Here is a 12,974-nt window from a genome sequence, read left to right as displayed (position 1 = left end):
TTTAGCATGTGCATATAATAGCTTTCAAGAATACTTATAAAGAGGATATGAATGTAATACATGTATTAGAGCCTTTAGCTTCAAATGCTATGGCGGAGAAAATCAACGAGTTAGAACATACAATAGGTTCTGTTTTGCCTTCTCATCTCAAGGATTTGTTGATGCAAAATAATGTCTGCAAGCCTCATAAAAACCATTATAAGGATAAGGAAACAGAGTTTACCATTAACTATTTTCTTGGATTTTCGGAAAACAAAAACGATGATATTATCGCAACATACAACGACTATGAGGGCAGAATGCCAGAGGAATTGATGCCCATTGCAAGTGTTGATGGGGGCGATTGGCTATGTATTAACAAGATTACAGGTAAGGTTTACTATTGGTTTCACGAAGAAAACGATTGGGGATTAGAGGGAAATAACAAATACCCAACGCTGGTTTCGGAAAACCTTAACGACTTTATTGAAAAGCTAACCCCTACCCCTTTGCCAACAAAAGAGGAGATTAAGCGAGCTATTGCAAGCGGTAAGGTAACCATTACCCCTAAGTCTGTTGAGCTGAGAAACGCTATGCGAGCAAAGGAAGGCCTGCCTCCTCTCACCTTTGAAGAGTGGGATAGACTGCTAAACGACCCTAATAGAGACGATATATAGCTTATTCTTTGAGAACAGAAGCAGGCATATCTATCAACAAAACTTTACTATTTACAAAGACATGGAATATATAATCCAACCTCTTATTGGCGTGAATGAATTTGTTTTCGGGGATTATCGGAAGGATATTTTAGCTAAAACAAGTTTGAAAATCAAGTCTACCAGAGAAGAAAACGATGGAAACAACAGTTTCATTATAGATGACCATGGAGACTTTCTGGCCTATTATAATCAGCACGACCAACGATTATTCTTCCTCACCTTTGTTCCGTTACCTACAGTAAAGCTCATTTTTGAAGGGAAAAACCTATTCGGAATGAAGTCATCAAACATCTATCAGCAGCTATCTTCCCACGATAATAATTTATTAGAAGAAGACTATGTTGGCTTTGCTTCTTCCGTTTTAGGCATTGATATTTACGCGCCGAACTTTGCAGACGACAAAGATTGCGTATGCGAAGGCATTGGTGTAGCGGTAAAAGGCTACTTCGATGCAATATACAAGGCAGAGAGTTGGGATATAGAAACGCTGCTGTCGGAGGCTTTTTAAATTTGTTTTTAAGACACATTGCACAAGAAAGACAACCATTTTCGGTCAGGAACAAATTGCTTTCATCGTAGCAGTGAACGGCAATAACAGTAAGAATTATAAGTATAAAGAACAAAATTATTGCTATATGAGAAAGATAAACCAACGCATGGCAATGCTTTTAGAGAAGTCGGTTCCTGCAAATAAGGAATTGATAAGCAAGGTTTGCGAGAGCATTTTAAGCAAAATAAAAATGGCAGAATGTTGCATTTTATACGATGCAAACAACGATATTAACACTTCATTCATTAACAACATATCCGAACAAATAGAGAAACAAGGCGACAGGACAGGCTTGGAGATGTGGTTCAACGAGATTTGTTTGTCGGCTTTCGAAGGCTTTTCGCTTAGTTGTATTCTGCCTTTTATAGAACAGTTTAAGCAGCGTTTAAATGCCGTTTACCCTCGCCCGTATTGCCTTATAGTGTATATTACCAATACACAAGATATTTATTTCCGCTTCCATGTGTATAGAAAGGACGAAGGAATGTGGATAAACAGCGACATAGAAGCAGACGCTAACCCGCTATTATACGACTTACAAGACCGTCCGAACATCGATTCCATTATTCAAAGAATACAATCTTTCAAAGACAAATACGTTGAATGTTTCGCTCCTATCAGTAACAATGCTCTCCTATTTGCACAGGAAAACATTCCAATACAGCTACCAGAGGATTACATAAGCCTCCTCCGCTTCTCTAACGGAATAAGTATTTGCGGCGACGAAGTACTGGGAATAGGCAATAAGCCCTTTGATATTGTAAAGGCATACAAGACTGAACACGAAGCAACACAGATGCCTATGCCCTGCCATATTGTTCCATTTGCACCCGACGGTAGAGGCAATTACTACTGCTTCGATACCAAACAAAACAACGAGATAGTGTTCTACACATCGAACTATAACTATTCTGAAACAGATAAACCCGAAGTTGTGAACTCCGATTTCTGCGATTGGTTCAACGAAGTAATGATAGATTGGTGCATAGAACTCGAAGGACAAGACATCTTTAAATAGGTTTCAACATCGTAAAAGCAATATTTCATAATGAACATAGATAGCATTTTTCAAGAAAACAACCTCTCAGAAGCAAGAATTTTATCTGCATCTGATGAAATAAAAATACCCAAAACATGGTCGTTCCTTCTCACGGAGGAAAACAAGGACAAGAAGAAAGCCCTCGTTATAGAACGCTGGTCGGACTTCAGCAGCCTACTTCCTAAGACGCTACATTTATTGGATGAGCTACTCGAAGATGTGTTTTTGGTGGTTCATCAGCAACAAATTAAGATGGTTTACCTACTGTTGGTCGACGAAGAATACGTGCTATATGTAGGCAATATGCCCACAACAGACAGCCATATCGCAATATTGCCCGACAAGTTGCAGCACTTTTACAAGCATTTACATAATGGTTGGTTCGAGAATATAAGCGGTGGTTTAGGATTACTTCCTTTAGAAAAGGTTCGTTTCCTAAGCCAATCGGAATGGGGTTTGCCCCAAGAGATATTGCAATCTACCGACTTAAACAAGACTTACTACGTGCTTCACAATGGCGGAAATGGATTTCTTTGCATCAATATAGAGAATAAGGAAAACCCCAAAGCACTGATTTGGTGGACCAACGATGCACCAAAGATGGACATAGACTTTTGGGATTACCTTGATTCGTGGATAGAAATAGGTCTTTCCTACTAATGTTTTACAGCCACGTAGCACAACTTTAAACATACAAAAAGTGTCTGTGCAACAAGCACAAAAAAGGAACTTAACATTGTTCTTTGCTTGTTTGTATAAGAGATAAACTCTATATTTGCAATTGAAGTAAGTAAAAAACGAAAATGATAAACTATCAAATTACGAACAGTGCGCCGCCTATTACAGAGGCAGATATATTAGATTTAGAACACAAAATAGGCTTTTGCCTTCCTGCTGATATAAGAAACTTCTACTTAAAGCATAACGGCGGAAAGGTGGAAGAAGGCGATAGAAGCGTTTACTTAGACGATTTGGAAAACGAATATACACTGAAATACATTGCGTCCATCAAACATTCGGTTTCTTCTTCACAATATACTGTAGAGAAATTATGGCACACTTTCACCGTAGAAAAGTGTTTAATACAAAAGAAACATATTCCTTTTGCAATTGATGGCGGGGGCTTTCCCTACTGCTACGATGCTGAAACAGGACACATTCTCTTTGCTAACTTGGAACATTACGACAATAAAGAGGATATGATGGAACTTGTTGCAAAGTCGTTAACCGACTTTATCAATGGTATGAAGACGGAAGAGGAGGCATTTGAATAGGTCTATTTTAACGAGAAGAAAGGTACGAACCCAATATAAGATATAAGCGAAAGGAGTTATTCAATGAGTAAAATGTGCGAACCTATTGCCGCTTTAGTGCAGTCGTTACACCATTTAGGCTTTACAACCATCGAACAAAAGGTGTCCGATTATCACTTTTCTGAACTCTATATCAAGATGACGGGAAAGCATAACAACGAAATAGACACCATCAACATACCTCAAATTCAACGAAACAACCACTCTACTTTTACGTGTTCGTGCCATTGGTCTACCGTCGAACTATGCTATGAAGAGGAAGAAACAAGAACGACAGCAAAATAAGACGGAACGAAACAGAAAACATAAACCTATAAAAGAACATGAAACATCTATATAAAAGCTTCATCACACTTCTTTTGTTCGCAGCCAATACCTATGCATACGCCGGACAGAATATAGGAACAAAGGACACGATCGTGGTTGTTACAAACAACAGCGACGACTCTTGCATAAGCCATTTAGTACTAAACAAAGGCGGTGTAAGAGATACATTGATAAGCATTTACTGCGCTGACGGGAGCGATATTGAACCTTTAGAAAGCATGGAGAGCACGGACAAGCAAACGCAAATAGAGGTATTCACCATTTACAATGCAGCGGCTGACGGCAGCAAATATGTGTTTTACAATCATCAAACACATAAGGCGTATATCACATTTGCCATCTTTGCCGACATAAAACCCACAGTAGTAAACTTAAACGAAGCACAACAGTACGTATTATTGAGCAACAAAAACAGTACAACAACACCAACAAAGAAGACCTTAAACACTGGCAACAAAGAAGAATACATAGCCAATGCAAGCGAGTATAAGCTTATAAAAGCCGGACTAAAATCCATAAAAATTGAGCCTTAGAACTGTAAACATTTCTCGCAAACATTTCTTTCGCATAACATTCTAATTACCAACGCTTTGCAAAACTCATTCTTTTGCACACCAATAGTATGCCTTTTACCGTGCAAAACAGGCTCTTTTACGTCTCAAAACAGGCAGTTTTATAATGTAAAAACGTGCCTTTGACCTTTCTATAAAATTATTTTTACAAATCCACCGTGATTGTCTTGTTTTCCATGCAATGCAATGAGCCAAACAAAAATTTGGCTATTACACTTAAAATAAGTAACTTTGCCGTAATCATCAACCGTATTTGAACTTATGGCAACACACCCATTATGGTCGGAAGAATATTGGATACTGCTCTTGCAAATATATTTTAAGAAACCCGCAGGCATAAAACGAACCTACGCCCGACCAATGGTTGAGCTTAGTTTGGAACTACATATTCCACCATACATACTGCACGAAAAGATGGAAGAGTTCGATTTAAACGACCTTCCAAGTATTCAAGCACTTTGGAAAGCATACGCCAACAACCCCAAAAAACTACAGAAAGAAGCCAGACGCATAAGAAAGATGAGCGGATTTGGGAAACCCGAGGAGTTCTACGAAGGTGTAACGACAGCAGAAACCTTTGAAAAAGATTTCAAGCCCATAGAAAAAGCCACCGACCTGACACCTGTTGCGCTCATTATAGTGCTTGACTTGTATTTCCATCTCACCCCTGTCACAATGACAGAAGAGACGCCCGAGGTGAAAGAAGTGGCACGATTACTGGACATAACCACCAGGCGTGTTGTGGAAATTATGGACGTTTACCGCTTCTGCGACCCCTACCTGAACCATGCCGACCTCATGATTTCGCCACTTTTGCTGCCGTGCCAGAACGTTTGGGACCGATATGGCAACGCCGATACAAAAGAACTTTCGGCTTTAACAGAAGAATTATGCTACTATTACAGATGATTGTATTTCTTTTTTCGTAATTTTGCAAACATAATTCAGGCTATTATGGCACAGGAACAAGTACAAATACAAGAGCAACGACAATTGCAAGTACAGCGACTTTCACAGCAACAAATACTACAGATAAGGTTGCTCGAAATGCCATTGACCGAATTGGAGGAAAGCGTTAATGCCGAATTGGACGACAATCCCGCATTGGAAAAGGGACAAGAAGATGGGGGACAAACCGAAGAAACAAGCGAAGCAGAGAACAGCAACGACGATTTCGATGCACAGCAGGAGCGGCAAGAGCGGCAAGATGCGCTCGACAACGCACTCGAACGTATGGGAGACGACGACGAACTGCCCGTTTACGACGGACGGCAACGACACGACAATGCCGACTACGAAGAGATTGTGTATGGCGATACAACATCGTTTATAGACAAACTCAACGAGCAAGTAAGCGAAAGAGTGCTTACCGAACGACAAAAAACGATATTGGAATATCTCATTGGCAGCCTCGACGACGATGGTCTGCTACGAAAAGACTTGGACACAATAGCCGACGAACTTGCCATTTACCATGGTATAGACTGCAACGAACAGGAGCTTGCCGATGCACTGGAACAACTACAGGACTTCGACCCTGCAGGCATTGGAGCACGCTCGCTGCAAGAATGCCTGCTCCTGCAAATAAAACGCAAGGTAACGGACGGAGAATGGGAACACAACAGCAAGGTTTATGGCAATCTGAAAACCATCTTTACCGACTATTTTGATGCCTTTACAAAGAAACACTGGGACAAAATACAAGCGGCTCTCTCGCTGTCCGACCTTCAAGTAAAGGCACTTCAGGCTGAAATTCGCAAGCTGAACCCGAAACCCGGAGCCTCTATGGGAGAGACAATGGGCAGGAATGTGCAGCAGATAACGCCCGACTTCATCATCGATACCGACGACAACGGCAACATCAGCTTCACCCTGAACCACGGAAATCTGCCCGAACTGCACGTTTCGCAAAGCTTCAACGACATGTTGGCAGCCTATAAGGACAACAAGCAGGGCATGAGCCGACAAGAAAAAGAAGCGTTGCTCTACGCAAAAGGTAAGGTGGAGAAGGCGCAAGGCTTTATAGAAGCCATTAAGCAACGTAGAAATACGCTGTACGTAACAATGAAAGCCATTATTGACATACAAAAGAAGTTCTTCCAAGATGGAAACGAGGCAGACTTGAAACCGATGATTCTGAAAGACGTTGCAGAGAAAACGGGACTCGATATATCCACTATTTCGCGCGTAAGCAACATAAAATATGCACAAACAAGGTGGGGAACGTTTCCGCTCCGCTTCTTCTTCACCGACAGTTACACTACGGAAGACGGAGAAGAACTGTCTACAAGGAAAATAAAAGTGGCACTTCGGGAAATCATTGACAACGAAAACAAACAGAAACCGCTTAGCGACGACGCTCTGGCAAAGGTGATGAAAGAAAAAGGTTTCCCCATTGCAAGGCGCACGGTGGCAAAGTATCGGGAGCAACTCAACCTGCCCGTGGCACGCCTGCGCAAGGAATGAGCAAGCCGGGCAGGGAGGTATGACATATTGAAAATATGAGCGAAAAAAACATAATACTGACAGCACGAATAGCAAGCATGCTGCTTACACCGTTCTATTTGCCTGTAATGGGCATATTGGCTATATTCTTTTTCTCGTATTTAAGTATGTTTCCGTGGCAGTTCAAGGTGTCATTGGTAGTAATGGTCTACTTATTTACGGTGTTCATTCCAACAGTGCTCATTCATCTTTATAGGCAATACCAGGGTTGGACACTGTTGCAATTAGGACAAAAGGAACGCAGAATGGTGCCTTACGCCATATCCATACTCTGCTATTTCAGTTGTTTCTACCTCATGAACCTATTGCATCTGCCACATTTGATAACGTCGATACTGATAGTGGCACTGGTAATACAAATGCTTTGTGCCGTTATCAACGTGTGGTGGAAGATATCTACACACACAGCAGCCATTGGCGGCGTGCTGGGAGCACTGTTGGCGTTTTCGTTCATGCTCAATTTCAACTCTGTCTGGTGGCTGTGTCTTGTTGTCATTGCATCGGGAATAGTAGGCTCGAGCCGCATTATATTGCGACAACACACGCTTACGCAGGTTACGGCAGGATTTTTCTTAGGCATTATCAGCGCATTTTTTACAATCATATTAATATAGAAACAAAAAATAAAAACAAAGATATATGAAGCCATTGGTCAGCATTATTATGGGTTCTACAAGCGACCTTCCAATCATGGAAAAGGCTTGCAAGTGGTTGGAACAATACGAAATACCGTTTGAAGTGAATGCACTTTCGGCTCATCGCACTCCTGCGGCAGTAGAAAAGTTTGCCAAAGAAGCAAAAGAACGTGGCATTAAGGTGATTATTGCCGGTGCAGGCATGGCGGCAGCATTGCCCGGTGTCATTGCAGCCTCAACCTCTTTGCCTGTAATTGGTGTACCTATTAAAGGTATGTTGGACGGTTTAGACGCTATGCTTTCCATCATTCAGATGCCTCCTGGCATTCCTGTTGCCACCGTAGGAGTAAACGGAGCACAGAACGCAGCCGTATTAGCAGCTGAGATGATGGCACTCGGAGATGAAGAAATTGCCAAGAAAGTAGAACAATGGAAGGCTACTTTAGGGCAGAAAATAGAAAAAGCCAACAAGGAATTGGCTGAAATAAAAGACTATAAGTATAAGTGTTAGGAAGACAGAACGAAAGTATAACAGAACGAAAGCTATAGTTTACGATTGGTAAAACACTCGAAAACCAACATAGTTCTGCCTGACTTAAAGTCTGAACGCTGAATGCTAAAAATATAAAATGATAGATTTATTCAATTACGAACGTAGGAAAAGCTCTGTTACACACGTTGGAGCGTTGGATATGGGTGGCGACAATCCTGTCAGAATCCAGTCTATGACAACCACAGACACCAACGACACCGAAGCGAGTGTGGCGCAGGCAAAGCGCATTATAGCTGCTGGTGGCGAGCTTGTAAGGCTTACCACGCAAGGAAAACGCGAAGCAGAAAACCTCAGACATATCAATGCGCAATTGCGTTCAGAAGGTATTACAACACCTCTCTGCGCCGATGTGCATTTCAATGCGAATGTTGCAGACGTGGCAGCACTGTATGCAGAGAAGGTCCGCATTAATCCCGGCAACTATGTAGACCCCGGACGCACGTTCAAAATATTGGAATATACAGACGAAGAGTACGCTAAAGAACTAAAAAAGATAGAAGAACGCCTTACACCTTTTATTAATATATGTAAGGAAAACCACACTGCCGTGCGCATAGGAGTAAACCACGGCAGCCTTTCCGACCGTATTATGTCGCGTTATGGCGATACGCCCGAAGGCATTGTGGAGAGTTGTATGGAGTTCTTACGTATCTTTAAAAAGCACGATTTCAACGATGTTGTCATCTCCATCAAGGCTTCCAACACGGTGGTAATGGTACGCTCAGTACGCCTTTTGGTGGCTGAAATGGAGAAAGAGGGCATGAACTATCCACTCCATCTTGGCGTTACGGAAGCCGGCGAGGGCGAAGATGGTCGCATAAAGAGTGCTGTGGGCATTGGTGCACTGCTGAACGACGGCATTGGCGACACTATCCGCGTGTCGCTGAGCGAGGAACCAGAATGCGAAATACCTGTTGCAAAATACTTGGCACGCTATATTCGCCAGAAGAAAGGGCATATTATTGTTCCTGCCGAAACCTTTAAAGGTTTCGATTATCTGCGTCCTGAACGTAGAAAAACCAAGGCAGTGGAAAACATTGGTGGCGATAATGTCCCTATAGTAATAGCTACTCACGATGCGGCAGAACACAATGCAGACATTGTTTCAAAGCTCCCGGCACCCGATTACATCTACACAAAAGACACGTTGCCAGCCAAATTGAAAGATGGGCAAAGGTATATTATAGACTATAACGCCTATATAGAACTGGCTGCAAAGGGAGAATTGCCAACTGAAAACGTATTCCCCATCTTCCCTACTCCTGCCATTCCGTTCATTGGAACAGTAAAATCGAAGATTAAATTCTTGGTTGTGAAGTATGGAACGCCATCAGAAGAGTTGCTTGCTTGCCTGAAATACCACCCCGAAGTAGTGATAGTCTGCGTAAGTTCACACCAGAACAAGCTCGCCGAACAACGTGCATTGGTTCACCAAATGATGATTGCAGGCGTGGAAAACCCTGTCGTCTTTGCACAAATGTACCAATTTTCGGTGGACAAAGACAATAATAACACAAACGAGCCAACGGCAAAGGAACAGTTCCAACTGTCTGCTGCTGCCGACATGGGAGCACTTATGATTGACGGATTGACTGACGGCTTATGGCTCATGAACAATGGAAACATTCCGCAGGACGATGTAGAACAAACAGCTTTCGGTATTCTTCAGGCTGGAAGATTGCGTATGGTGAAGACCGAATACATCTCTTGTCCCGGTTGCGGGCGCACGCTTTACGACCTCCGCACCACCATTGCACGCATAAAAGAAGCCACAAAGGGAATGACAGGACTGAAGATTGGCATCATGGGGTGCATTGTAAACGGTCCCGGAGAAATGGCAGATGCCGACTACGGATATGTGGGTGCAGGCATGAAGAAGGTGAGTCTGTACCGCAAAAAGGTATGCATCGAGCGGAATATTCCCGAAGAAGATGCCGTAGAACACCTGCTTGCACTCATCGAAAACGACCAGAGACAAGACAATAATAAAGAATCTTAGACGTTCTATAAACATTATCTATAAAACAATAAAACTATGGGTATAAGTAAACTATTCAAACATCAGATGCGTTCCGTCATTGAATGGAAAGAACAAGACACCAATATATTGTTCCATCGCTTAGAAACTTCGACTGACGAAATAAAGAATTCAAGTAAACTAATAGTAGCTCCCGGACAAGGATGTTTACTTGTTTACGACGGAAAAGTAAAAGCAACGCTGACCGAACCTGATACCTACGAACTGCAAACAGATAACCATCCTTTTATTACAACGCTGCTCAATCTGGCTCAAAGAATGGAAAGCGAACATAAAATGCGCTTCTATTTCTTCCGTACAGCCGAGTTGGTAAATGTGCTTTGGGGTACAGCAACACCAGTAAAATATATGGAACCAAACTATAAGTTTCCTGTTGCAGTAGGGGCTTGTGGTAACTTTTCTGTAAGAATAGACGATGCTGCCATTATGTTTAGTACACTTTTAGGTACGGTAAACGACTATACTGCAAGCGATGTCCGCCAGCTTGTATCATCAAGAATTGTTGCTCCACTGACCTCTTTCCTCGCAGAAAAGAGTTATCCATATACAGAAGTGGATAAACATTTAATGGAATTATCGGCAGATTTAAAGCTTAAAACAACCGAAGAATTAGAGCGTTTAGGGTTAATTCTTACCGACTTCCGTATCGATTCTGTTACTTTCGACGATGAAACTTTGGAGCGTATCGGCAGAATAGCAGACATGACAGCCGAGAAACTTGCTGCAACAGAAGTGGATCTCGATTACGCAGGAGTACAAAAATTGGCTGCCTTGCGCGATGCCGTACGTACTGAAGGCGGACTTGCCGGTGCCGGTATGCAAATTGGAGCAGGTGTTCAGTTGGCAAAAGAGTTCTTCAATACACAAGATAATACTGCAAAGCCAAACGAAACCACTACTTCTACAACAACAGATGCTACTGCTCGTTTGAAACAACTCAAGCAATTGTTCGACGAACAGCTTATTACGGAAGAAGAATACAACAAAAAGAAAAACGAAATACTTGAAACGTTATGAAAAGAATAATTATAATTGCCCTCATCGTACTCATAACAAACCTTCTCGTAGGTTTGATAGTTACGGCTTATTCTCCGCTTAATCTGCTTTTTACAAGCAGTGCAATTGTTATAAACGGACTGTTGCTGGCACTGTCATTCTTAGGACGTGCCGAGAGTACACACCGTTTAAGTCTTGGTTTCATATTCACTGCAATTGGTGCCTTGGAATTTCTTACAGGCTTCTTTGCACCGGAACAATGGGCAAACAACTGGTGGCTGATAGGTGTCGTTACGCTTACTTCCATACAGTGTATATTGTTGTTCTTAGCAGTTTATTATTCAAAAGAAGCTTAATCCCTAAAGATGGCAACAAAAATTAAGGCGATAAAATGCCCACAATGTGGCAGCGAGAAGCACGAACAATTAGACGAAAAACGATACAGGTGCAAGAGTTGTGGGACTGAATTCTATATAGACGACGATGATATCAACATTAATGTTAATCATCACTACGAATATCAATCCCAATCCTCATCATCGTTAAACAAACTTTTAAGTTCGGGAACCAAGATTGGCATCGTAGCTATGCTGGCTCCGGTTGCAATTGTCTTTATTCTATTCTATAGTGCCCTCACCACAGACCATAGTAAAAGCGGCTTTCTCGGCATGTCAGACGATGCCATAAGTGTAAGAGACGATTATAAGAGTGTGCGTTTGATTGTCTATAATGGGAGACCTTGCTACTTTTATATACTCAATCGAGATTTTTCTTTAGGATATGGGGACGATAATCCTAAATACGTTGATGGATATTATTATGGTTTTCGCGATGTCGAATCAGGGAAAATACTAAAAGAACGTTTGTTATTTTCAGAAAAAGAACTTAGAGATCATAATTTTCGTGTGAATTTTGATCAGTCGCCGCCCCTCTTTTTCTATCAGGCACATAGATATTTTTCCATCTTAAACGATAAGTCGATTTACGAGATGGATCCAAAAACATTAACTTATACCGATGTTTCTAAAACGCTGTTCAAAGGGAAAGAGGCAATGAATGTAGGAATATCGGAGGTTAAATACTTAGATAGGGATTATGGAGAAGGATTTATAATTAATAATAATCTTTCGGCAACCTACTATTATTTCCCCGCAACAAATAGGCTTTATACTGAAGAGGCTTTTAAATACGCCAGAGAATTAACACCGAACCAGCTAAACGGAGAGATAAGAGACACTACTTATCTTGAACTTCAAGAGGAGAACGTCAGCGAAACGTCAAGCAAAGGTGGAATGTTGCGGTTATGGAAAATACATGCAAAATTCCATCTTGGAGACCCTCAAGACTTTGGCTTTTACAATTGGATACAAAAAACTTTCACCCAAGAACGTGGAGAACGACTTGTCAGCGCCACTCCTCTCACTTCATGGTTCACGGGCTTTGGAGGCAAAATACTCTATCGCGATTCAAACTATATATTTATTACTTTCCGACCCACGATTTCTGAAGATGCAAGTTCAGTATTCCAATTGCACGATGCTTACGGAAATACATTATGGACACAAGCATTAAACAAATTCTCAGAATTCAGGAGTGTCATGCTTTACAATAATAAATTATGGTTCTGTGGAGCATTAGATAGTTCCGAAGGTAGAGACATACTACAGATTTACGGCTTCGATTTAAAAGACGGAAAATATAAAATATACAATACCCTGCAAGAGGAATACAAGATAAAGGCTAAATAA

Annotated in this window: 15 protein-coding genes; all 15 read left to right on the top strand. The window is 41.6% G+C overall.

What is annotated here, in order from left to right; genetic code table 11:
- Positions 1-47 precede the first annotated feature (47 nt).
- The 15 genes from RDV52_RS04310 (at position 48) to RDV52_RS04240 (ending at position 12,974) form a co-directional block, all read left to right on the top strand.
- Positions 48-656, top strand: a complete 609-nt coding sequence (locus tag RDV52_RS04310; RefSeq protein WP_223381171.1) for an SMI1/KNR4 family protein — start codon at positions 48-50, stop codon at positions 654-656.
- 61 nt (positions 657-717) lie between these two features.
- A complete protein-coding gene (locus tag RDV52_RS04305) occupies positions 718-1,206 on the top strand; it encodes a hypothetical protein (RefSeq protein WP_004366894.1) in 489 nt (162 codons plus the stop codon).
- 127 nt (positions 1,207-1,333) lie between these two features.
- The gene (locus RDV52_RS04300) at positions 1,334-2,266 is read left to right on the top strand and encodes an SMI1/KNR4 family protein (protein WP_004366895.1); all 933 of its coding nucleotides are present in this window, start codon (positions 1,334-1,336) and stop codon (positions 2,264-2,266) included.
- A gap of 30 nt (positions 2,267-2,296) precedes the next feature.
- Positions 2,297-2,947, top strand: coding sequence for an SMI1/KNR4 family protein (locus RDV52_RS04295; protein WP_004366896.1), 651 nt, complete (start codon positions 2,297-2,299; stop codon positions 2,945-2,947).
- A gap of 143 nt (positions 2,948-3,090) precedes the next feature.
- On the top strand, positions 3,091-3,561 hold the full coding sequence (locus tag RDV52_RS04290; RefSeq protein ID WP_004366897.1) for an SMI1/KNR4 family protein: 471 nt from the start codon (positions 3,091-3,093) through the stop codon (positions 3,559-3,561).
- A 63-nt stretch (positions 3,562-3,624) separates the two neighbouring features.
- Positions 3,625-3,885 carry a hypothetical protein gene (locus RDV52_RS04285; RefSeq protein WP_004366898.1) on the top strand — a complete coding sequence of 87 codons (261 nt, stop codon included), beginning with the start codon at positions 3,625-3,627 and terminating at the stop codon, positions 3,883-3,885.
- Between the two features lie 38 nt (positions 3,886-3,923).
- Positions 3,924-4,460 (top strand): hypothetical protein, encoded by a 537-nt coding sequence (locus RDV52_RS04280; protein ID WP_004362328.1) that lies wholly within the window; start codon positions 3,924-3,926, stop codon positions 4,458-4,460.
- 300 nt (positions 4,461-4,760) lie between these two features.
- On the top strand, positions 4,761-5,408 hold the full coding sequence (locus RDV52_RS04275) for a hypothetical protein (RefSeq protein ID WP_004366899.1): 648 nt from the start codon (positions 4,761-4,763) through the stop codon (positions 5,406-5,408).
- A 45-nt stretch (positions 5,409-5,453) separates the two neighbouring features.
- The gene (gene rpoN, locus RDV52_RS04270; RefSeq protein WP_040556913.1) at positions 5,454-6,965 is read left to right on the top strand and encodes an RNA polymerase factor sigma-54; all 1,512 of its coding nucleotides are present in this window, start codon (positions 5,454-5,456) and stop codon (positions 6,963-6,965) included.
- Positions 6,966-7,000: 35 nt separating this feature from the next.
- Positions 7,001-7,618, top strand: a complete 618-nt coding sequence (locus tag RDV52_RS04265) for a phosphatase PAP2 family protein (protein WP_004362325.1) — start codon at positions 7,001-7,003, stop codon at positions 7,616-7,618.
- Positions 7,619-7,643: 25 nt separating this feature from the next.
- Complete coding sequence (purE, locus tag RDV52_RS04260) at positions 7,644-8,150, top strand: 5-(carboxyamino)imidazole ribonucleotide mutase (protein WP_004362324.1); 507 nt, start codon at positions 7,644-7,646, stop codon at positions 8,148-8,150.
- 118 nt (positions 8,151-8,268) lie between these two features.
- A complete protein-coding gene (locus tag RDV52_RS04255) occupies positions 8,269-10,191 on the top strand; it encodes a 4-hydroxy-3-methylbut-2-en-1-yl diphosphate synthase (protein WP_004366901.1) in 1,923 nt (640 codons plus the stop codon).
- A 36-nt stretch (positions 10,192-10,227) separates the two neighbouring features.
- Positions 10,228-11,247 (top strand): SPFH domain-containing protein, encoded by a 1,020-nt coding sequence (locus RDV52_RS04250; protein WP_004362322.1) that lies wholly within the window; start codon positions 10,228-10,230, stop codon positions 11,245-11,247.
- Positions 11,244-11,582: a hypothetical protein gene (locus tag RDV52_RS04245; RefSeq protein ID WP_004362321.1), complete on the top strand. Its 339-nt coding sequence runs from the start codon at positions 11,244-11,246 to the stop codon at positions 11,580-11,582. The genes RDV52_RS04250 and RDV52_RS04245 overlap by 4 nt, the downstream gene beginning before the upstream one ends.
- Before the next feature lie 9 nt (positions 11,583-11,591).
- Positions 11,592-12,974 (top strand): hypothetical protein, encoded by a 1,383-nt coding sequence (locus tag RDV52_RS04240; RefSeq protein ID WP_004362320.1) that lies wholly within the window; start codon positions 11,592-11,594, stop codon positions 12,972-12,974.

The sequence above is a fragment of the Prevotella nigrescens genome (assembly GCF_031191185.1).
Lineage (GTDB): Bacteria > Bacteroidota > Bacteroidia > Bacteroidales > Bacteroidaceae > Prevotella > Prevotella nigrescens.
Note: the sequence above shows the minus strand (reverse complement) of the source record. Positions and strands in the feature narration are given on the sequence as shown.

Bases quoted from the DNA above. Each gene is read 5' to 3' on its own strand.
- RDV52_RS04310 (WP_223381171.1), top strand. From the start codon at position 48: ATGAATGTAATACATGTATTAGAGCCTTTAGCTTCAAATGCTATGGCG.
- RDV52_RS04305 (WP_004366894.1), top strand. From the start codon at position 718: ATGGAATATATAATCCAACCTCTTATTGGCGTGAATGAATTTGTTTTC.
- RDV52_RS04300 (WP_004366895.1), top strand. From the start codon at position 1,334: ATGAGAAAGATAAACCAACGCATGGCAATGCTTTTAGAGAAGTCGGTT.
- RDV52_RS04295 (WP_004366896.1), top strand. From the start codon at position 2,297: ATGAACATAGATAGCATTTTTCAAGAAAACAACCTCTCAGAAGCAAGA.
- RDV52_RS04290 (WP_004366897.1), top strand. From the start codon at position 3,091: ATGATAAACTATCAAATTACGAACAGTGCGCCGCCTATTACAGAGGCA.
- RDV52_RS04285 (WP_004366898.1), top strand. From the start codon at position 3,625: ATGAGTAAAATGTGCGAACCTATTGCCGCTTTAGTGCAGTCGTTACAC.
- RDV52_RS04280 (WP_004362328.1), top strand. From the start codon at position 3,924: ATGAAACATCTATATAAAAGCTTCATCACACTTCTTTTGTTCGCAGCC.
- RDV52_RS04275 (WP_004366899.1), top strand. From the start codon at position 4,761: ATGGCAACACACCCATTATGGTCGGAAGAATATTGGATACTGCTCTTG.
- rpoN (WP_040556913.1), top strand. From the start codon at position 5,454: ATGGCACAGGAACAAGTACAAATACAAGAGCAACGACAATTGCAAGTA.
- RDV52_RS04265 (WP_004362325.1), top strand. From the start codon at position 7,001: ATGAGCGAAAAAAACATAATACTGACAGCACGAATAGCAAGCATGCTG.
- purE (WP_004362324.1), top strand. From the start codon at position 7,644: ATGAAGCCATTGGTCAGCATTATTATGGGTTCTACAAGCGACCTTCCA.
- RDV52_RS04255 (WP_004366901.1), top strand. From the start codon at position 8,269: ATGATAGATTTATTCAATTACGAACGTAGGAAAAGCTCTGTTACACAC.
- RDV52_RS04250 (WP_004362322.1), top strand. From the start codon at position 10,228: ATGGGTATAAGTAAACTATTCAAACATCAGATGCGTTCCGTCATTGAA.
- RDV52_RS04245 (WP_004362321.1), top strand. From the start codon at position 11,244: ATGAAAAGAATAATTATAATTGCCCTCATCGTACTCATAACAAACCTT.
- RDV52_RS04240 (WP_004362320.1), top strand. From the start codon at position 11,592: ATGGCAACAAAAATTAAGGCGATAAAATGCCCACAATGTGGCAGCGAG.